At 65.3% G+C, this 20,502-nt stretch carries 17 protein-coding genes; 11 read left to right on the forward strand and 6 right to left on the reverse strand.

Going from position 1 to position 20,502, the window contains the following annotated elements; translation table 11 throughout:
- Positions 1 to 30 precede the first annotated feature (30 nt).
- Together KIT53_RS04810 and KIT53_RS04815 are read right to left on the reverse strand one after the other, a co-directional pair.
- A complete protein-coding gene (locus tag KIT53_RS04810) occupies positions 31 to 2,103 on the reverse strand; it encodes an RNB domain-containing ribonuclease (RefSeq protein WP_297748464.1) in 2,073 nt (690 codons plus the stop codon).
- A gap of 39 nt (positions 2,104 to 2,142) precedes the next feature.
- On the reverse strand, positions 2,143 to 2,763 hold the full coding sequence (locus tag KIT53_RS04815) for a YqiA/YcfP family alpha/beta fold hydrolase (RefSeq protein ID WP_297748465.1): 621 nt from the start codon (positions 2,761 to 2,763) through the stop codon (positions 2,143 to 2,145).
- A gap of 24 nt (positions 2,764 to 2,787) precedes the next feature.
- Here KIT53_RS04815 and rodA point away from each other — a divergent pair, with 24 nt between their 5' ends.
- The 4 genes from rodA (at position 2,788) to KIT53_RS04835 (ending at position 7,391) form a co-directional block, all read left to right on the forward strand.
- A complete protein-coding gene (gene rodA / locus KIT53_RS04820) occupies positions 2,788 to 3,942 on the forward strand; it encodes a rod shape-determining protein RodA (protein WP_297748468.1) in 1,155 nt (384 codons plus the stop codon).
- A gap of 193 nt (positions 3,943 to 4,135) precedes the next feature.
- Positions 4,136 to 5,596: a metalloprotease TldD gene (gene tldD / locus KIT53_RS04825; RefSeq protein ID WP_297748471.1), complete on the forward strand. Its 1,461-nt coding sequence runs from the start codon at positions 4,136 to 4,138 to the stop codon at positions 5,594 to 5,596.
- Positions 5,597 to 5,857: 261 nt separating this feature from the next.
- Positions 5,858 to 6,991: a 3-deoxy-7-phosphoheptulonate synthase gene (locus tag KIT53_RS04830; RefSeq protein WP_297748474.1), complete on the forward strand. Its 1,134-nt coding sequence runs from the start codon at positions 5,858 to 5,860 to the stop codon at positions 6,989 to 6,991.
- 79 nt (positions 6,992 to 7,070) lie between these two features.
- Positions 7,071 to 7,391 carry a hypothetical protein gene (locus KIT53_RS04835; protein WP_297748477.1) on the forward strand — a complete coding sequence of 107 codons (321 nt, stop codon included), beginning with the start codon at positions 7,071 to 7,073 and terminating at the stop codon, positions 7,389 to 7,391.
- Here KIT53_RS04835 and mpl read toward each other — a convergent pair.
- Positions 7,381 to 8,859, reverse strand: coding sequence for a UDP-N-acetylmuramate:L-alanyl-gamma-D-glutamyl-meso-diaminopimelate ligase (mpl, locus tag KIT53_RS04840; protein ID WP_297748479.1), 1,479 nt, complete (start codon positions 8,857 to 8,859; stop codon positions 7,381 to 7,383). The genes KIT53_RS04835 and mpl overlap by 11 nt on opposite strands.
- A 134-nt stretch (positions 8,860 to 8,993) precedes the next feature.
- Here mpl and KIT53_RS04845 point away from each other — a divergent pair, with 134 nt between their 5' ends.
- The 7 genes from KIT53_RS04845 to KIT53_RS04875 all read left to right on the forward strand — a co-directional run bounded on the left by KIT53_RS04845 (position 8,994) and on the right by KIT53_RS04875 (position 15,253).
- Entirely contained in the window at positions 8,994 to 9,617 is a 624-nt protein-coding gene (locus KIT53_RS04845; protein WP_297748482.1) for a hypothetical protein, read from the forward strand.
- Complete coding sequence (locus KIT53_RS04850) at positions 9,614 to 10,177, forward strand: TlpA disulfide reductase family protein (protein WP_297748484.1); 564 nt, start codon at positions 9,614 to 9,616, stop codon at positions 10,175 to 10,177. The genes KIT53_RS04845 and KIT53_RS04850 overlap by 4 nt, the downstream gene beginning before the upstream one ends.
- A gap of 239 nt (positions 10,178 to 10,416) precedes the next feature.
- On the forward strand, positions 10,417 to 10,884 hold the full coding sequence (gene accB, locus KIT53_RS04855; RefSeq protein WP_297748487.1) for an acetyl-CoA carboxylase biotin carboxyl carrier protein: 468 nt from the start codon (positions 10,417 to 10,419) through the stop codon (positions 10,882 to 10,884).
- Between the two features lie 20 nt (positions 10,885 to 10,904).
- Complete coding sequence (gene accC / locus KIT53_RS04860; RefSeq protein ID WP_297748490.1) at positions 10,905 to 12,254, forward strand: acetyl-CoA carboxylase biotin carboxylase subunit; 1,350 nt, start codon at positions 10,905 to 10,907, stop codon at positions 12,252 to 12,254.
- Entirely contained in the window at positions 12,244 to 13,173 is a 930-nt protein-coding gene (gene prmA / locus KIT53_RS04865; protein WP_297748493.1) for a 50S ribosomal protein L11 methyltransferase, read from the forward strand. Before accC ends, prmA begins: the two co-directional genes overlap by 11 nt.
- Before the next feature lie 41 nt (positions 13,174 to 13,214).
- Complete coding sequence (locus KIT53_RS04870; RefSeq protein WP_297748496.1) at positions 13,215 to 14,348, forward strand: DUF3426 domain-containing protein; 1,134 nt, start codon at positions 13,215 to 13,217, stop codon at positions 14,346 to 14,348.
- Between the two features lie 20 nt (positions 14,349 to 14,368).
- A complete protein-coding gene (locus KIT53_RS04875) occupies positions 14,369 to 15,253 on the forward strand; it encodes a carbohydrate kinase family protein (RefSeq protein WP_297748499.1) in 885 nt (294 codons plus the stop codon).
- An 81-nt stretch (positions 15,254 to 15,334) separates the two neighbouring features.
- On the opposite strand, the gene KIT53_RS04880 is transcribed toward KIT53_RS04875, so the two are convergent.
- From KIT53_RS04880 to KIT53_RS04890, 3 genes are all read right to left on the reverse strand, one after another.
- Complete coding sequence (locus tag KIT53_RS04880; protein WP_297748502.1) at positions 15,335 to 15,823, reverse strand: histone H1-like DNA-binding protein; 489 nt, start codon at positions 15,821 to 15,823, stop codon at positions 15,335 to 15,337.
- Between the two features lie 216 nt (positions 15,824 to 16,039).
- On the reverse strand, positions 16,040 to 17,218 hold the full coding sequence (locus KIT53_RS04885; protein WP_297748505.1) for a ribonucleotide-diphosphate reductase subunit beta: 1,179 nt from the start codon (positions 17,216 to 17,218) through the stop codon (positions 16,040 to 16,042).
- Positions 17,219 to 17,360: 142 nt separating this feature from the next.
- The gene (locus tag KIT53_RS04890; RefSeq protein ID WP_297748508.1) at positions 17,361 to 20,267 is read right to left on the reverse strand and encodes a ribonucleoside-diphosphate reductase subunit alpha; all 2,907 of its coding nucleotides are present in this window, start codon (positions 20,265 to 20,267) and stop codon (positions 17,361 to 17,363) included.
- Positions 20,268 to 20,502: the final 235 nt, after the last annotated feature.

Here is a 20,502-nt window from a genome sequence, read left to right on the forward strand (position 1 = left end):
CGCATTATCCGTGCTGCTTGTCCAGGAGCGTCAGTGCCCCGCCGGGCCGGGCGTTTGAGGCGCCTGGGCGGCATCGTCGGTGTCGCTGACGTCGATGGCCAACGCCAGAGGCGTGGCCAGGGCCTCGTCTTCCTCGTCCTCGCTGGCCTGGGCTCCGTCGGCAGGACTGTCCGCCTGCAGGTCGAGGCGTTCGATCACCGTGCCGTGCACGTCCAGTGTGATGTCGTCGATCTCGCCCAGCCGCAGACGCACGTGGGCGCCACGCGGCAGACCCTCGGCGCCCAGCACCGGCAGCACCAGCGGCAGGGTGTCGGCGCGCACCAGGTTGTCCTTGATCAGGCTGGCCGTCAGTTCGGTGATACCGTTCTGGCGCAGGAATTGCAGCGTCCAGTAGCGCTCCATGCCGTTCTGGAACCCGTTGTAGGCCGTGTAAGCCGCGTCAAAGGCACTGATGACCGAGAACAGGTTGGCGTCCTTGGGCTTGAAGGGGGCCGCCAGGGCCGCGGTTTTGCCAAAGCGCGCGCAGGCGATGATCTGCCACTGGTTGACCAGGTCCACATAGCGGCGCAGCGGTGAGGTGCTCCAGGCGTAGCACTTCACGCCGATGCCCGCGTGTGGCAATGCCTTGGTGCCCATGCGCACCTTCATGCCGGGCGCCAGGCTGGCCTGGCTGCGGTAGATGCCGGGCACGCCGCAGTCGGCCAGCCACTGGCCCCAGCGGCTGTTGGCCAGGATCATGGCCTCGGCGACCATCAGGTCCAGCGGCGCGCCGCGCTGGCGGGTGCCGATGAGCACGCGCTCGTCGCCGGTCGGCTCGCTGCCTTGCACGCCTTGCAGGCGGAAGGTGTAGTCCGGGCGGTTGAAGGTTTCGGGCTTGCCGCGCGCCAGTTCGCGTTGGGCCTTGAGGTGGCGCGCCAGGCGGTGAAGAAATGCCAACTCTGGCTGCAACGCGGCGATCTCCGCCGCTGCGGTGGCGGCTGCGGTGCGGCCCTCCAGCCAGTCCTCGGTGATCACGGTGTCGAGCTGGTCGTGCCGCAAATTGAGGGCGATGGGCACGCGCTCCAGCACGGTGCGGCTCTCGCGCGGCTCCAGCGTCGCCTCGTCGATGTCCACGTACAGCGACACCGCCGGGCAGTCGCGCCCGGCTTCCAGCGTGTAGGCCTGCACCACGTCGTCGGGCAGCATGGTGATCTTGTGGCCCGGCATGTAGACCGTGGACAGGCGCGTGCGCGCGACCTGGTCCAACGCGTCCTCCGGCTGGATGGCCAGCCCCGGCGCGGCGATGTGGATACCCAGCGTCACGGTGCCCGTGCCCAGGCCTTGCAGCGAGAGTGCATCGTCGATCTCGGTGGTGTGGGAGTCGTCGATGGAGAACGCCCGCACCCTGGCCGTGGGCAACTCGTCGGCGATGGCCGGGGCCTGCAGCGCCGGAAAGCCGGTCCCCTTGGGGAACTGGTCGAACAGGAAGCGCTGCCAGTGGAACTGGTAGGCGCTGCTGATCGCGCCCGCTTTCTGCAGCAGTTCCAGCGGCGCGGTGTGGCTGTTGCGCGCGGCCTCCACCACCGCCTTGTACTCGGGGGCGTTCTTGTCGGGACGGAACAGGATGCGGTAGAGCTGCTCGCGCACCGGCGGCGGGCATTGGCCGGCGGCCAGATCGGCGGCCCAGCCGTCGATCTGGGCCTGAACCTGCTTCTTCTTCTCGATCGCGGCCAGGGCCTGAGCCAGGACGTCGGGCGGCGCCTTCTTGTAACGGCCCTTGCCGGCTCGGCGGAAGTAGTGCGGGGCGCCCTGCAGGCAGAGGAGGGCGGCCACTTGCTCCGGGATGCCCGCGTCGGCGCTGAAATACTCCTGCGCAAGATCGATGAAGCCGAACTCGTCTTCCGGCGCAAACTCGTAGGCCAGTTCCAGTTCCATCGACGCCGCCAGTTCGCTGGCCCGGGGCATGAGTTCCGAGGGGGCGGGTTTCTCGAAACGCAGCAGTGCGTTGGCGGACTTGACCTTGACCCGTTTGCCGGAATCCAGCTCGACCTGGAGCGAACTTTCGGCTTCGGACAGCAGGCGGCCGGTCAGCAGTTTGCCGGCTTCATCGAACAGAATGTGCATGGGGCGGATTGTCCCACGCGGGAACGGCGCCCCTCTGTCTCAACCGGCGGGAAACAGGAAGTCGAAGACCGCATCGATGTGCTGGTCGAAGTCGCTGATGGCGTGGTCGCTGCCAGGCAGCAGGCGCAACCCGCCACCGGCGCAAAAGGCCTGCATTTCGCGCCAGTCCAGCACCTCGTCGCCCTGCGCCACGATGGCGAACTGCCGCTGCGGCGTGGCAGGACGCAGCGCCGCCTGGCGTGCGATGTCGCTCTCCAGCTCGCGCAGTTCGTCGACGTAGGTGGGTTGGAAAAAAATGCGCTCCTGAGGTGCGTGCCAGACGGTCTGCTCGCCGACGTAGGCCTTCAGGTCGCGGGCGGGATGCACCGCCGGATTGAGCAGTACCGCGCGGCAATCGGCCTGCAGCGCGAGCCATCGGGCGTAAAAGCCGCCCAGCGACGACCCGGCAACGGCCATGGTCGCTCGGGGCCAGGCGCGCACGCCCTCCACCACCATGGCCATGGCCTGCGCCGGGGACGCCGGCAGAGCAGGGCACCACCAGACGACGTCCGGATGGCGCTCCTGCACACGCGCACCCACCTGCTGCGCCTTCATGGACAAAGGGGAAGAACGGAAGCCATGCAGGTAGAGCAGATGGGTGGTGGCTGAGGTCGGGTTCATGGCGCGAAGGATAATCGGTGCTCCATGGCCGTCGTTCTTGACAAACCCACCCTGCTGCAGCGCATAGTCCCCGTCTTCCAGGGCTTCGATCTGTGGCTGCTGGCCGCCATCCTGCTCATGGCCGGTATTGGTCTGGCCACCATGTATTCCGTGGGTTTCGACCATGGCCTGCGGTTCGTGCAGCACGGCCGCAACATGCTGCTGGCCGCGGGTGTGCTGTTCCTCGTCTCGCAGATACCGCCTCATCGCCTGATGAGCCTGGCGGTGCCGATCTACCTGGTGGGGGTCGTGCTGCTGCTGGGCGTCGAATTCTTTGGCATTGCGCGCAAAGGCGCCCAACGCTGGCTCAACGTCGGTATCGTCATCCAGCCCAGTGAATTGCTCAAGATCGCCATGCCCCTGATGCTGGCCTGGTGGTTTCACCGACGCGAAGGCCAGCTCAAGCCGCTGGACTTCGTGGTGGCCGGCGTGCTGCTGGCGTTTCCTCTGGCGCTCATCGTCAAGCAACCCGACTTGGGCACCTCGCTGCTGGTGCTGTCATCGGGGCTGTTCGTCATCTTTTTTGCCGGTCTGAGCTGGAAGCTGATCCTGCCGCCGGTGGTGCTGGGTGCCGTGGGCGTGGTGCTGCTGATCGCTTTCGAGCCGCAGCTTTGCATGCCCGACGTCGACTGGCGCGTGCTGCACGAGTACCAGCGGCAGCGTGTCTGTACCCTGCTCGACCCCTCCAAGGACCCTCTGGGCAAGGGCTTCCACATCATTCAGGGGATGATCGCCATCGGCTCCGGTGGCGTCTGGGGGAAGGGTTTCATGCAGGGCACACAGACCCACCTGGAGTTCATTCCCGAGCGCACGACCGATTTCATCTATGCCGCCTTCTCCGAGGAATTCGGTCTCATGGGCGTGCTGGGCCTCATGGCCGGCTTTGTCTTTCTCATCGCGCGTGGCCTGGTGATCGCGGTGGAGGCGCCCACCCTGTTTGCGCGCTTGCTGGCCGGTGCGATCACCCTCAACATCTTCGTCTACGCCTTCGTCAACATGGGCATGGTCAGCGGCATCCTGCCTGTGGTGGGCGTGCCTCTGCCCTTCGTGAGCTACGGCGGCACCGCCATGGTCACCATGGGGGTGGGCCTGGGCATCCTGATGTCCATCGCCAAGTCCCGGCGATTCATGCAGTCGTAGAGGGGCTCCCCCCTGCGCCGCTGCGCGGCTTCCCCCCTCTCTGGCGCGCCTTCGGCGCTGGGAGGGGGGACGATGCCTTGGGCCGGCGGAGCCGGACCCTCGGCATCTCTGGGTTGGGCGCTTCGCTTCGCTCGCCCTGGGGGCGGATGACCCTGTCGCCAGCGGCGATTGCGGGGGTTCTTACAATGGGGCGATGATTGCTCGTGAACCTACCCTGGCCCGGTTGGCCACCGCTCAAGGCTTGCTTCTGGAACCTTTCGGGCTGACGCCTTCGCACCTTCAGCGTGCGTTGGGCGAGATCATGTCGCATGGGGTGGACGATGCGGACTTGTACTTCCAGACCACGCGCAGCGAGGGCTGGAGTCTGGAGGAAGGCATCGTCAAGACCGGCAGCTTCAGCATCGATCAAGGGGTTGGCGTGCGCGCGGTCAGTGGCGAGAAGACCGCTTTTGCCTATTCCGATGACCTTTCCTGGGACTCGCTGCTGGATGCGGCCCACACGGTGCGGTCGATTTCGGCGCAAGGCCAGGTGCGCAAGGCACGCGTGCCTTCGGCCAAGGTGGCGAAGTCACGCTCCCTCTATGCTGGACTGGACCCCATCGCCACCCTGGACAGTACGGCCAAGGTGGCCCTGCTGGAGAAGGTGGAACGCCTGGCCAAGGCCAAGGATCCGCGGGTCAAGCAGGTCATGGCCGGTCTGGCCAGCGAGTACGACGTGGTGCTGGTGGCGCGTGCCGACGGCACGCTGGCGGCCGACGTGCGGCCGCTGATCCGCCTCTCCGTGACGGTGATCGCCGAGCAGGGGGGGCGCCGCGAGTCCGGCACTTCGGGAGGCGGCGGCCGGTTCGGCCTGGCCTACTTTGACGATGCCATGGTGCAGTCCTATGTGGACGAAGCCGTGTCCTATGCGCTCACCAACCTCGACGCCCGGCCCGCGCCGGCGGGTGAAATGGTGGTGGTGCTGGGCTCGGGCTGGCCCGGCATCCTGTTGCACGAGGCCGTGGGCCACGGCCTGGAAGGAGACTTCAACCGCAAGGGCTCCAGCGCCTTCGCGGGCCGTGTTGGCCAGCGCGTGGCGGCCAAGGGCGTGACCGTGCTGGACGATGGCACCATCGCCGACCGGCGTGGCTCGCTCAACGTGGACGACGAGGGCCATGCGTCGCAGCGCAACGTACTGATCGAAGACGGCATCCTGCGCGGCTACATCCAGGACGCCATGAATGCGCGCCTCATGGGCGTCAAGCCCACGGGCAACGGTCGGCGCGAGAGCTACGCCCATGTGCCCATGCCCCGCATGACCAATACCTACATGCTCGGTGGCGACAAGGCACCCGAAGAGATCGTGGCCAGCATCAAGAAGGGGCTGTACGCCACCAACTTCGGTGGTGGCCAGGTCGACATCACCAGTGGCAAGTTCGTGTTCTCCGCCAGCCAGGCGTATTGGGTGGAGAACGGCCAGGTCCAGTACCCGGTGAAGGGCGCGACCCTGGTCGGCAACGGCCCGGACGCGCTCACGCGCGTCTCCATGATCGGCAACGACATGCGCCTGGACAGTGGCGTGGGCACCTGCGGCAAGGAAGGCCAGAGCGTGCCGGTGGGCGTTGGCCAGCCTACTCTGCGCATCGACGGCCTGACCGTCGGCGGCACCGCCTGAGCGCGATGATCGCTGGCTGCTGCGAGGCATTGCAGGCGATGGCCCATCGTTTGGCTTTCTGCGGCTGTGCTACATTTGCGGCCATGACTGCGCGTGCGTATTTCTTCGGCTTTTACTTTTGGTTCTCTGTCCCCGGCGGACGAGAGGCGAGGCCGTAGGCGCATCACCGAATCTCGAATCAACCGCCGGCGCTGCAAGCCCGGCGGTTTTTTTTTGTCCCTTCGTTCCTTTTTCACCCGCATCACCCTCAGGAGCTCCACGATGAACGCACGAAACGTTTCCGCCCAAGGCGACGCCTGGCATGCCCGTCCCGTCGACAAGACCAGTCAGACCGACGACGAACGCATCAAGGACATCACCGTGCTACCCCCTCCTGAACACCTGATTCGCTTCTTCCCCATCGGCGGTACGCCGGTGGAGGCCCTGATCAGCCAGACGCGCAGGCGCGTGCACCGCATCCTGCAGGGACAGGACGATCGCCTGCTGGTGGTGATTGGCCCGTGTTCCATTCACGACCCCGCCGCCGCGCTGGACTACGCGCGTCGCCTCAAGCCGCTGCGCGAACAGTACGCGGATTCGCTGGAGATCGTGATGCGGGTGTATTTCGAGAAGCCCCGTACCACGGTCGGCTGGAAGGGCCTGATCAACGACCCGTACCTGGACGAGAGTTTCCGCATCGATGAAGGTCTGCGCATTGCGCGGCAATTGCTGATCGAAATCAACCGCGTGGGGGTGCCGGCGGGCAGCGAGTTCCTGGACGTGATCTCGCCTCAGTACATTGGTGACCTGATCGCCTGGGGGGCGATCGGTGCGCGCACCACCGAAAGTCAGGTGCACCGCGAGCTCGCTTCCGGCCTGTCTGCGCCCATCGGGTTCAAGAACGGTACCGACGGCAACATCCGGATTGCCACCGACGCCATCCAGGCGGCGGCGCGCGGTCACCACTTCCTTTCGGTGCACAAGAATGGCCAGGTGGCCATCGTGCGGACCAATGGCAACAAGGACTGCCACGTGATCCTGCGTGGCGGCAAGACGCCCAACTACGACGCCGTCAGTGTGGCCGCGGCCGTCAAGGACCTGGAAGCCGCCAAGCTCACGCCGCGCCTGATGATCGACTGCAGCCACGCCAACAGCAGCAAGCAGCATGAAAGGCAGATGGATGTGGCGCGCGACATCGCCGGCCAGATTGCAGGAGGCTCGCGCAGCATCTTCGGCGTGATGATCGAAAGCCACATCGAGGCCGGCGCCCAGAAGTTCTCGCCCGGCAAGGACAGCGTGACCGATCTCCGGTACGGCCAGAGCATCACCGATGCCTGCCTGGGCTGGGACGATTCGGTGCAGACGCTGGCGCTGTTGTCTGACGCGGTCCTCGCGGCGCGGCGCGCCAAAGGCTGAGTGGGCTGCCAGCGGGGTTTCACGGGGTGGCGCATCGCCGGGCTGCGGTCCACAATGGGCCCTTGCCAGGAGACACGCCATGCGCAGCCAAGTGACCGTCAGCTGGGGTGGATCTTCCACCTACCACTTTGATCTGGAAGAAGTCCAGCCGATGCCGCATGACCAGGCGCGCCATTGGCTGGACGAGCAGTTCACATTCCTGGGCTGTGACCCGATCCGTGCCACCGGCAAGGTGTTGACCGCGGACAAGATCCTGTGCGTGGCGCAGGCGGCCGGGGAATCACGTTTCCGCGACGCAACGCACCGCCCTTGGGCACTGGTGTTCGCCCGGGCCACGAGCGCGGCGCTGGCCAAGCCGGTGGTGTCGGTGGACGTGCCGGCTCAGACGCTCAACTACTAGCCTGCAACGCCTGCAACAGGCGCGGGTGGATGCCACCGAAGCCGCCGTTGCTCATGCAGACGATATGGTCGCCAGGCCGTGCCGCTGCGCTGACTTGTTGCACGAGTTCGTCGATGTCGCGGCCCACGCGCGCGCGCGCGCCCATGGCAGCCAGCGCTTCGGTGGCGTCCCAATCCAGTCCACCCGCATGGCAGAAGGCCAGATCGGCGCTCTCCAGGCTCCAGGGCAATTGCGATTTCATCGTGCCCAGCTTCATGGTGTTGCTGCGTGGTTCGAACACCGCCAGGATGCGGCCGGGCGCCGCGCCGAGGCGACGACGCAGGCCGTCCAGCGTGGTGCGTATGGCCGTGGGGTGGTGGGCGAAGTCGTCGTAGACGGTGATGACGCCGCCTGCGCGCGGAACCGTGCCACGTACTTCCATGCGGCGGCGCACGTTCTGGAAGCTGCCCAGCGCTTTTGCTGCTTGTGCCGGTGGCACGCCCACATGCTCCGCCGCCGCGATGGCCGCCAGCGCGTTGAGCTGGTTGTGCTGGCCCGTGAGGTCCCATTCCACCCGGCCTGCCACCTCGCCTTGTTGCAGCACGTCGAAGGCATGGGGCTCGCCGCGCGCGGTGAAGTCGCTCACCGTGGCGCCGAAACTGCGTACTTCGCTCCACAGGCCTTTGTGCAGCACGCGCTCCAGGCTCTCTTCGAGTCCGTTGACCACCACGCGGCCGCTGGCAGGGACGGTGCGCACCAGGTGGTGGAACTGTCGTTCGATCGCAGCCAGGTCATCGAAGATGTCTGCGTGGTCGAACTCCAGGTTGTTGAGGATGGCGGTACGCGGGCGGTAGTGGACAAACTTGCTGCGTTTGTCGAAGAACGCGGTGTCGTACTCATCTGCCTCTATGACGAAAGGCGCGCGCGCCATTGCGTGGGGTTCGCTTCTCTTCGCGGGGCTTGCGGGAGTCTGGGACGGCTCGGTGGCAAAACGGCCGTCGTCCACGGCTGTCGCGCCCAGGCGGGCCGACACGCCGAAGTTCATGGGTACGCCGCCGATCAGGAAGCCGGGCTGGTGTCCGGCCGACTCCAGGATCCAGGTCAGCATGGCCGTTGTGGTGGTCTTGCCGTGCGTGCCGGCCACGGCCAGCACATGGCGGCCCTGCAGCACATGCTCCGCCAGCCATTGTGGGCCGCTGGTGTAGGGTGCGCTGCTGTCCATGATGGCTTCCATCAGCGGGAACTTGGGCTCGCCGCTGGCCAACCGCGCACGGCTGACCACGTTGCCCACCACGAACAGGTCGGGCTTGAGGTCGAGTTGGCTGGCGCTGAAGCCCTCGATGAGGTCGATGCCCAGCGCGCGCAATTGGTCGCTCATGGGGGGGTAGACGCCAGCGTCGCAGCCGGTCACGCGGTGCCCGGCTTCGCGAGCGAGGGCAGCGAGGCCGCCCATGAACGTGCCGCAGATGCCCAGAATGTGAATATGCATGGGGCGATTCTAGGGAAGGTCGGCACGGTCCCTGCCGTACGTGTCCGGGCAGTGGTGATCTTCTCCTGCAGGCGCCCGTGCGGGTTTGGGCGGACGGGCCGGCATGGGGTGGCGTCAGCGGGCACAATCCCTGAATGGAACTTGTGCGCCGGGATGACCTCACCGCCGAAATCGCCGCCGTCGCTGCCCGCTTCGTGGTCGACGAGGGCCTGGAGTACGCGGCGGCCAAGCGCCGTGCGCTCAAGCAGCTCGGCCTGCCGCCACGCACACCGCTGCCGGACAATGCGACGCTGGAGTCCGCGATCCGCGATGACATCGCGGTGTTCTGCGCCGACACCCAACCCCGGGAACTGCGCGCCTTGCGCGAGTTGGCGCTGGTGTGGATGGAGCGTTTGCAGGCTTTCCGCCCACACTTGGGCGGCGCGGTCTGGCATGGCACCGCCACCCGCCACAGTGACATATACATTCACCTGTTCTGCGACGATTCCAAGGCCCCTGAATGGGCCTTGCTGGACCATCGCGTGGACTACCACCCCGGCGAAGTTCAGGGTGCGAGAGGTGAGTCTGTGCCGGCGCTGAGCCTGCGCGAGCGCAGCGGGGCGCTGGAGCAGTGGGTGCTGGTTCACCTGCTGGTGCATGCCCATGACGATGTCCGTGGGGCGCTCAAGCCCGACGCCCAGGGGCGCAAGCCGCGTGGGGACGTGGCGGCCGTGCGGCGTCTGATGGTGGTGCAAAACGAAGGGGAAGCCTCCACATGAGCGAAGTCGTTGGAGAGGGTGATCGGCGTCCGGTGGGGCTGCGGCGACGTGTGTTGTGGTCGGCCGGCGTGGCTCTGGCCGCGGGCGCTGCCGGGGTGTGGTTCTCGCACCGCCGGTTGCAGTTGCAGCCAGTTCTGGCGGAGGCCGAGTCGGCCTTCTGGCTTGGCGAGTTCGATGGCCCGAATGGCGAAAAGCTGCGTATGGCAGATCTTCGCGGCAAGCCGTTGCTGGTGAATTTCTGGGCTACATGGTGTCCCCCGTGTGTGGAGGAGTTGCCCATGCTCAACGCCTTCCACCGCGCCAACGCGGCGCGAGGCTGGCAGGTGCTCGGGCTGGCGGTGGACCAGCCCAGCGCGGTGCGCGGTTTTCTCCAGAAACTGCCGCTGGTGTTCCCGGTGGGCATGGCGGGATTGGGCGGTACCGAGCTCAGCCGCAGCTTGGGCAATGCCACCGGTGGCCTGCCGTTCACGGTGGTGTTCGGCGCTTCTGGCGAGGTGCTGCATCGCAAGATCGGCAAGGTGTCCGACGCCGACCTCGCGCAGTGGGCCCAATTGGCTTGAGCTCCAGCGCCATTGGTCATCTCGCTGCAAACAACCCCTAAATCGAGGTAAATTCCGACTTCTTTGGAAAAGGCCGCAGGAACGGCCCAGGCCCTTGAGCCGCCACGCCTGGAGCGGGGGCTACAGAAAATGGGGGGCACCTCGTGTACACTGCGGCACCCCGGCGAATTGATGGACTGGCAATTCAACGAAATTGGCAGACGTTTAAATCAATTTGACCGAAATTCGTTGGAGAAATCATGGATTTGAGAAAACTGAAGACACTGATCGATCTGGTGTCCGAGTCGAACGTGTCCGAGCTGGAGATCACCGAAGCCGAAGGCAAGGTGCGCATCGTCAAAAGCGCTCCCGTGGTGGCAGCCGCTCCCGTGACCTACAGCATGGCACCGGCGCCCGTGGCACCTACGGTGGTGCCGGCGGTGGAGGTGGCTGCGGCACCTGCGTCTGCCCCGTCCGCTCCGGCGGCCCCGGCAGGCCATACGGTGAAGTCGCCGATGGTGGGCACTTTCTACCGCGCTTCGAGCCCGGGCGCCAAGGCCTTTGTCGAAGTGGGTTCCGTGGTCAAGGAAGGCGAGACCATCTGCATCGTCGAAGCGATGAAGATCCTCAACGAGATCGAGGCCGACAAGTCCGGTACCGTGACGCAGATCCTGGTCGAGAACGGTCAGGCGGTGGAGTACGGCCAACCTTTGTTCGTGATCGAGTAAACCCGGAAGACGCCGTACCCATGTTCAAGAAAATCCTGATTGCCAACCGGGGAGAGATCGCGCTGCGGGTGCAGCGGGCCTGCCGGGAGATGGGCATCAAGGCGGTGATGGTGTATTCCGAAGCCGATCGAGACGCCAAGTATGTGCGTCTGGCTGACGAAGCGGTCTGCATCGGCCCGGCGCCCAGCGCCCAGAGCTACCTCAATATGCCGGCGATCATCTCGGCCGCGGAAGTCACCGATGCCGAGGCCATCCACCCGGGCTATGGCTTTCTTTCCGAGAACGCGGACTTCGCAGAGCGCGTGGAGAAAAGCGGATTCACCTTCATCGGGCCGACGCCCGAGTCCATCCGCATCATGGGGGACAAGGTGTCGGCCAAGCAGGCCATGATCCGCGCGGGCGTGCCCTGCGTGCCGGGTTCGGAGGGCGCATTGCCCGACGATCCGGTGGTCATCAAGCGCACTGCCAAGGCGGTCGGCTACCCGGTGATCATCAAGGCTGCGGGGGGTGGTGGAGGCCGCGGGATGCGCGTGGTACACACCGAGGCCGCGCTGCTGCACGCGGTGCAGACGACCAAGGCCGAGGCTGGCGCCGCGTTCGGCAATCCCGAGGTTTACATGGAGAAGTTTCTCCAGAACCCGCGCCACATCGAGATCCAGATCCTGGCGGACCAGCACCGCAACGCGGTCTACCTGGGCGAGCGGGATTGCTCCATGCAGCGCCGCCACCAGAAGGTGATCGAGGAAGCCCCGGCGCCGGGCATTCCGCGTCGTCTGATCGAGAAGATCGGCGAGCGCTGTGCTGCCGCCTGCAAGAAGATCGGTTATCGCGGGGCCGGTACGTTTGAGTTCCTGTACGAGAACGGCGAGTTCTATTTCATCGAGATGAACACCCGCGTTCAGGTGGAGCATCCGGTGACCGAGTGGATCACGGGCGTTGACATCGTGCGGACGCAGATCGCGGTGGCGGCCGGCGAGAAGTTGCCGTTCACGCAGCGCCAGATCCAGTTGCGCGGCCACGCGATCGAGTGCCGCGTCAATGCCGAGGACGCCTACAAGTTCACCCCCTCTCCGGGGCGGGTCACGACCTGGCACATGCCGGGCGGTCCGGGTGTCCGGGTGGATTCGCATGTCTATGCCAACTATTTCGTGCCACCCAACTACGACTCCATGATCGGGAAGATCATCGTGCACGGCGACACCCGCGAACAGGCGCTGGCGCGCATGCGCACCGCCCTGGCCGAGACCGTGATCGAAGGGATCCAGACCAACGTGCCGCTGCACCGAGAACTGATGGTCGACGCCAGCTTCGTTGCCGGCGGCACCAATATCCATTACCTGGAAGAGTGGTTGTCTCAACGTGAACGCTGAAGCCGCCCTGGAGACCCAGCCGCCCAGCGGTTGCCTCTTTGAACTGGTGCTGCTGGTGCCTGAGGCATCGGTGGACCCGGTGGGTGATGCCTTTGTGGCCCTGGATGCACTGAGCGTTTCGGTGGAAGACGCCGACGCGATGACCGACGCCGAGTCGGCCTTGTTCGGTGAGCCCGGCATGCCGCCGCCCAAGGAGGGCTGGCAGCGCTCGCGCATGGTGGCCCTGTTTCCCACGCAGGCCGCTGCGCAGGAGGCAGCGGGTCTTCTCAAGCTGCAGGACTTTTTTGAAGGCTGCGCGGTGCAGGGCGTGCGCCCGGTGCTGGAGCAGGACTGGGTCCGCCTGACACAGTCGCAGTTCGATCCTGTGCCGATCACTCCCGGGTTCTGGATCGTGCCCTCATGGCATGAGCCGCCCGCGGATGCGCAGCAGGTGATTCGACTGGACCCGGGCCTGGCATTTGGTACGGGTACCCATCCGACCACCCGCATGTGCCTGCGCTGGATCGCGCGGCACGCGCCCTCGGGCCAGCGTGTGCTCGACTACGGTTGCGGCTCGGGCATCCTGGCCATTGGCGCTGCTAAATTTGGTGCCGCCCAGATCATCGCGGTGGATATCGATCCCGCGGCGGTGGAGTCCACGCGGCTCAATGCCGAGGCCAATCAGGTGAGCCTGGAGGCTGGCCTGCCTCACATGGCCGCAGGCGAGCACGATCTGGTGCTCGCCAACATTCTTGCCACGCCGCTGCGTGTCCTCGCTCCCCTGCTGTGCTCGCACGTGCGCTCCGGTGGGCAGCTCGTGCTGGCCGGCATCCTGCTGCGGCAGGCTGAGGAGCTGCGCAACGCCTATGCGCCCTGGGTGGTGCTGGAGGTGAGCGATGAGGAAGACGGCTGGATTCTCATGACCGCCCGCAAGGCCTGAGCGCACGCGGGCCCGCGCCACCCGCCTGCAATAATCGGCGCATGAGCTTCACCACCCGTTGCCCGGCTTGCGGAACCACCTTCAGGGTCGTGGCCGACCAACTGAAGATCTCCGAGGGTTGGGTGCGGTGCGGCCATTGCGCCGATGTGTTTGACGCCACGCTGTACCTGCGGCCCTGGTCGCCCCCCGGTGAGGCGGCGGACGACAGCGCCGCCTCACCGGCTTCTGCGTCCGTACGGGAGGAGCCCGCCTACGACGACCCCGACGAGCCCGAGACCGCCATCATGGAAGACGCCGAGATGGCGGGCGAATGGGCTGCGATGGAAGGGTCTGGCCGCGTGGCCTTTGAGCCTGAGGAGGCTCTGCCGCAGGACCCGCCAGCACCTCTGCCTCCCGAACCCTCTCCGGCGTCGGCCGGCGTCCATGATCGAGCAGATGAAGTGGACGATGACAGCGAGGTGTCGGATTTCCATTCCGACCTCCAGCGGTTCGCCGAGGGCGTGGGGCGTCTTCCGTCTGCGGATACGATCGGCAACGACGGCGCAGCCGGAGCGGACGCCGTTGGCGTGCAGAGTCCGTTGGCTCAGGAGGTCGCGCCGATCGCGGCGGACAGTGTGGCGCCTCTCGGCGAGAGCGTGTTGGACGACGCGCACGCCGAACCCGGTTTTGTGCGCCAGGCGCGCCGGCGTGCGTTCTGGCAGTCGCCGGGCATGCGTGCCGTGCTGGTGCTCATTGCGTTGTCGTTGACCGCGCTGCTGGCGGGGCAATGGGTCTGGCATGAACGGGACCGGTTGGCCGCCGCGCGGCCAGAGTGGCGCCCGGCGCTGCAGCAAGCGTGTGATGTGCTGGGCTGCCGGTTGGCTCCGGTGCGGCGCATCGACGCTGTCGTGATCGACAGCACGGCGCTGGTGCGCAAGCTGGGCAACTTCTATGCCTTTGATCTGGTGCTGCGCAACACGGCCTCCATCCCGCTCGCGGTACCTGCACTCGAGTTGAGTCTGACCGATACGCGCGACGGCGTCATTGCACGGCGCGTGTTCCTGCCCGAGGAGTGGCCCGATGCACCGGCGCTTCTGCCGGCCCAAGGCTCGGTCACGGTGAATTTCAGCCTGTCGCTTGCGTTGGGCGAGTCCACACCCATGGCCGGTTACCGCGCCCTGGTTTTCTATCCCTGAACAGGAAGTCCATTTCCATCATGCCCATTCTCGTCTGCGGTTCGCTGGCCTTTGACACCATCATGACCTTCGAGGGCCGCTTCGCCGAGCAGATCCTGCCCAGCCAGCTCCACATCCTCAATGTCTCTTTTCTCGTGCCTGGGCTGCGCCGCGAATACGGTGGCTGCGCAGGCAACATCGCCTACGGCCTGCGCCAGCTGGGTGCACAAGCGGTGCCGCTGGCCATGCTGGGCAACGATGGCCAGGAGTACCTCGACCGCCTGGCATCGCTCGGCGTCGACACGCGGCATGTGAGCACGGCGTCGGAAAGCTACACCGCGCAGGCGATGATCATGACCGACCGCGACAACAACCAGATCACGGCCTTCCATCCGGGCGCGATGTCCATGGCGCACGACAACCCGGTGCCTTCGCGTGGCGACATCACGGTGGCCATCATCTCGCCCGATGGCCGCGATGCCATGCTCACGCATGCACGCCAGTTGCACCGTGCCGGCGTTCCGTTCGTGTTCGACCCAGGCCAGGGCCTGCCCATGTTCAACGGTGAGGAACTGCGCCAGTTCATCGAGCTGGCCGATTGGGTCACGCTCAACGACTACGAGGCCCGCATGCTCTGCGACCGGACGGGCCTCACGCTGGACGAGATCGCCGCCAAGGTGCGCGGCCTGATCGTGACGCTGGGGGAGCAGGGGTGTGATGTGTGGGACGGTGCGCACGCCGTGGTCCGCGTGCCAGGCGTGGCCGCGGAGGCGGTGGTGGATCCCACGGGTTGTGGCGATGCCTTCCGCGCGGCCTTGCTGCATGGCTTGGAGCAAGGTTGGGCGCTGCAGCGCTGCGCTGAATTGGGCAACCGCATCGGCGCACTCAAGATTGCCAGCCGGGGCGGCCAGAACTACACGCTCTGACCGGCGTCCTGAACAGCGCCTGCCGACATGAAAAAGCCCGGCGCTTGCGCGCCGGGCTTGAACGTCAACTCAACGAAGGTATCAGGGCTTGCTGGACGTGGGGAACGGCCAGGCTGCCTGAGGGTTGAGCTTCGTTTGCGCCGCAGGCGCAGCAGGGGCTGCCGGCTTCTTGGCCGGCTCAGCTTTTTTTGCGGGGGCTGCCTTTTTCGCAGGGGCCTTCTTCGCAGCGGCCTTTTTCGCAGGAGCCTTCTTCGCCGGGGCCTTCTTGGCGACGGCCTTCTTCGCCGGAGCCTTCTTGGCAGCGGCCTTCTTCGCCGGGGCCTTCTTGGCGACGACCTTCTTCGCCGGGGCCTTCTTGGCAGCGGCCTTCTTCGCCGGAGCCTTCTTGGCGACGACCTTCTTCGCCGGAGCCTTCTTGGCGACGACCTTCTTCGCCGGGGCCTTCTTGGCAGCGGCCTTCTTCGCCGGAGCCTTCTTCGCCGGAGCTGCCTTCTTCGCAGCGGGTTTCTTGGCCGGAGCCTTCTTAGCCGGAGCGGCCTTCTTGGCCGGGGCTTTTTTTGCAGTTGCCATTGTTTTCTCCTTGATCAAGTTGCAAAGAGCACTTCAGCCGGTCTTGTCGCCGGTGAAGTGATTCAGCGCCCTGGAGCCACGTGGATGCATCCACGGCTGGCCCCAAGGTGTTGAATCCTGTGACAAGACCCCGCTGCCGGCGCCATGGCGTCGGGAGCAGGGTCCTGAATGTACGGAACACATGTCAATAGAGGGTCATTTCCCATTGGCGTGGCGTCAATCCCAGGAAAGCGCCCCGCCGGACTGGTACTCGATCACACGGGTTTCAAAGAAATTGCGTTCCTTCTTGAGATCGATCATCTCGCTCATCCAGGGGAACGGGTTTTCTTCGTTCGGAAACAATGGCTCCAGGCCGATCTGCGTGGCGCGCCGGTTGGCGATGTAGCGCAGATAGCCCTTGAACATGGAGGCGTTGAGGCCCAGCACGCCGCGCGGCATGGTGTCCTCGGCATAGCGGTACTCGAGTTCGACGGCCTTGAGGAACAGGTCCTTGATCTCGGCTTTGAACTCGCTGGTCCACAGCATCGGGTTCTCCATCTTGATCGCATTGATCAGATCGATACCGAAGTTGCAGTGCATGGACTCGTCGCGCAGGATGTACTGGTATTGCTCGGCAGCACCGGTCATCTTGTTCTGGCGGCCCAGTGCAAGGATCTGTGTGAAGCCGACATAGAAGAACAGGCCTTCCATGAGGCAGGCGAAGACGATCAGGCTCTTGAGCAGCGTCTGGTCGTTCTCTGGCGAGCCGGTCCTGAAGTTCGGGTCCATGATCGCGTCGATGAACGGAATCAGGAACTCGTCCTTGTCGCGGATCGACGTCACCTCGTTGTAGGCGTTGAAGATCTCGCCTTCGTCCAGGCCCAGCGATTCCACGATGTACTGGTAAGCGTGGGTGTGGATCGCTTCCTCGAAGGCCTGGCGCAGCAGGAACTGGCGGCACTCGGGTGCGGTGATGTGGCGGTAGGTGCCCAGGGTGATGTTGTTCGCCGCGAGCGAGTCGGCCGTGACGAAGAAGCCGAGGTTGCGCTTGACGATGCGGCGCTCGTCTTCGGTCAGGCCGTTGGGGTCCTTCCAGAGCGCGATGTCGCGGCTCATGTTCACTTCCTGCGGCATCCAGTGGTTGGCGCAGGTCGCCAAGTACTTCTCCCAGGCCCACTTGTACTTGAAGGGCACCAGTTGGTTGACGTCGGTCTGGCCGTTGATGATGCGCTTGTCGGCCACGTTGATGCGGCGAGGCGATGCCGAAGCGGCAGGCGTCTTGGCAACCGGAGTGGCCGCGTGAGTGGAAGAAGTGCGCTCACTGGACAGTGAGGGCTGCAGGCCCGACATGCCGGAGGGCTGTGGGCTGGTTGCTGGCTTCGATGAGGGCGTGACGTGATCGTCCCAGGTCAACATAGTTGTGTCCAATGCTCGGATTATCAAAGTGTCTGCTTGAAATGCAAAGTGATCGTGTGCGATGAGCGCAATTTTTGTTGCGGTGTTGCATCGGATGCGTGCGTGTTGAAGAGCGCGACGCATGTCTCATCGCACACATGCATCACTGGCAGGCCTCGCAGCCGGGGTCGTCGATCGCGCAGAACTTGATGTCGGTGGCGGGCTCCATGGCCATCTCGGGTGCAGTTGTCATCACGGCTGCGCCGGCACTGCTGGCTGGCGTCGGATCCAATGACACCGAGTTGAGCTGACCCGTGCGGCCAGTGGACTTCTCGATCTGCGTGGCCGAGGTGGTGCGCAGGTAGTAGGTGGTCTTGAGGCCACGCAGCCAAGCGAGCTTGTAGGTGTCATCCAGCTTCTTGCCCGATGCGCCTGCCATGTAGATGTTCAGGCTCTGGGCCTGGTCGATCCACTTCTGGCGGCGCGCGGCGGCTTCCACCAGCCACAGCGGCTCCACTTCGAACGCGGTGGCATACAGCGCTTTCACCTCCTGAGGCACGCGATCGATCGGACGCAGCGATCCGTCGAAGTGCTTGAGGTCCATGACCATCACGTCGTCCCAGAGGCCCAGGCGCTTGAGGTCTTTCACCAAGTAGCTGTTGATGACGGTGAATTCACCGGAGAGGTTGGACTTGACCGAGAGGTTGCCGAAGCAGGGCTCGATGGACGCGTCCACGCCGATGATGTTGGAGATGGTGGCGGTGGGTGCGATGGCCACGCAGTTGGAGTTGCGCATGCCATCGGTAGCGATCTTGCGGCGCAGCGCATCCCAGTCCAGGCTGCTGGAGCGGTCGACGTCCACATAACCACCGCGCTCGCGCGCCAGCAGGTCCAGCGTGTCCGGCGGCAGGATGCCCTTGTCCCACAGCGATCCGCGGTAGCTGGCGTAGCGGCCGCGCTCCTTGGCGAGTTCGGTCGATGCCCAGTAAGCGTAGTAGCAGACGGCCTCCATCGATCGGTCGGCGAACTCCACGGCTTCATTGGATGCGTAGGGAATGCGCAATTCGTAGAGCGCATCCTGGAAGCCCATCACACCCAGGCCGACCGGGCGGTGGCGCAGGTTGGAATCGCGCGCCTTCTTGACCGCGTAGTAGTTGATGTCGATCACGTTGTCGAGCATGCGCATCGCGGTGGCGATGGTTTTCTGCAGCTTGGCGTGGTCGATCTGGCCGTTCTGGACATGGCGCAGCAGGTTGATCGAGCCCAGGTTGCAGACCGCGGTCTCGGTGTCGCTGGTGTTCAGCGTGATCTCGGTGCACAGGTTGGAAGAGTGCACCACGCCAGCGTGCTGCTGGGGGCTGCGCACGTTGCAGGCGTCCTTGAAGGTGATCCAGGGATGCCCGGTCTCGAACAGCATCGAGAGCATCTTGCGCCACAGGTCATTGGCGGACACCTTGCGGTAGGGCTTGATCTCGCCGCGTGCGGCCTTTTCTTCGTAGGCCAGGTAGGCTTTCTCGAAGTCGGTGCCGAACTTGTCGTGCAGGTCCGGGGTGTTGGACGGGGAGAACAGGCTCCATTCGCCTTTTTCGAGCACGCGCTTCATGAACAGGTCGGGAATCCAGTTCGCCGTGTTCATGTCGTGGGTGCGGCGGCGGTCGTCACCGGTGTTCTTGCGCAGCTCCAGGAACTCTTCGATGTCCAGGTGCCAGGTTTCCAGGTAGGTGCAGACCGCACCCTTGCGCTTGCCGCCCTGGTTGACCGCCACGGCGGTGTCGTTGACGACCTTGAGGAAGGGCACGACGCCTTGAGATTCGCCGTTGGTGCCCTTGATGTGGGAGCCGAGGGCGCGCACGCGCGTCCAGTCGTTGCCCAGGCCGCCTGCGAACTTGGAGAGCAGGGCGTTCTCCTTGATGGACTCGTAGATGCCGTCCAGGTCGTCGGGAACCGTGGTCAGGTAGCAGCTGGAGAGCTGCGAGCGCAGCGTGCCGCTGTTGAACAGCGTGGGCGTGGACGACATGAAGTCGAATGAGGAGAGCACCTCGTAGAACTCGATGGCGCGGGCTTCACGGTCGATCTCGTTGAGGGCCAGGCCCATGGCCACGCGCATGAAGAAGGACTGGGGCAGCTCGATGCGGGTCTTGCGCACGTGCAGGAAGTAGCGGTCGTACAGGGTCTGCAGGCCCAGGTAGTCGAACTGCAGGTCGCGCTCGGGCTTGAGCGCGGCGCCCAGCCGCTCCAGGTCGAACTGCAGCAGCTTCTCGTCCAGCAGCTCGTTGTCCACCCCCTTCTTGATGAAGGCCGGGAAATGCTCGGCGTAGCGCGCGCCCATCTGTGCGGCGGGCACTTCCTGGCCCAGCACTTCCTTGACGATGGTGTGCAGCAGCAGGCGGGCGGTGGCGTAGGTGTAGTCGGGGTCCTTTTCGATCAGCGTGCGCGCAGCCAGGATGGAGGCCTTGTAGACCTCTTCCATCGGCACGCCGTCGTACAGGTTGCGTTTGGTCTCGGCCACGATGGGGTCGGCCTTGACGTCCTGACCCAGACCGCTGCAGGCGGTGGCGATGATGTCCTGCAGGCGGCGCAGGTCCAGCGGTACGCGCTCGCCGTTGTCGACCACGTGCAGCACGGGCTCGGCAGGCTGGGCGGCCACGGCCTGGTGGGCACGTTCCTGGGTGCGGCGTTCGCGGTAGAGGACATAGGCACGCGCCACTTCGTGGTGGCCGCCGCGCATGAGGCCCAGCTCGACCTGATCTTGCACGTCCTCGATATGGAAGGTGCCGCCGCCAGGACGCGAACGCATGAGCGCACGGGTCACGGCCTGCGTGAGTTCGTCCACCATTTCGCGCACGCTGGCGGAGGCCGCTCCCTGGGTGCCGTGCACGGCCAGGAAGGCTTTCATCATCGCCACCGCGATCTTGCTCGGTTCGAAGGGCACCACGGCGCCGTTGCGGCGGATGATCTGGTAGTGGGCGAAAACCGAGCTGCTCGCTGCCGACGAAGCCGCGCCAGACGAACCGGCGGTGGGCTTCAGGGAGGCCTGTGCGGAAGGGGTGATGGGAGAAGCGGTCAGCATGGTTCCTCTTTCATTTGTTGTGTGATGACTGCACCGGGTGCGCGGCGTCAGGGAAGTCGGGTGTGATCAGGGAGCCGCGACCAAGGCGTGACGCGCTTGGGCTTCGGCGCTGGTCACCTGATGCCGGGTGATCAGGTGGGGCCGATAGGGATAGAGGTAGGCTCCGGAATGCACAGCGCACACTATATCTGGTGTACAGGGGCCATTCAAGCCACTACCGGTAGTGTTTGAAAAA

This window comes from Hydrogenophaga sp. (assembly GCF_026125785.1).
In the GTDB taxonomy this organism is placed as follows: Bacteria; Pseudomonadota; Gammaproteobacteria; order Burkholderiales; family Burkholderiaceae_C; genus Hydrogenophaga.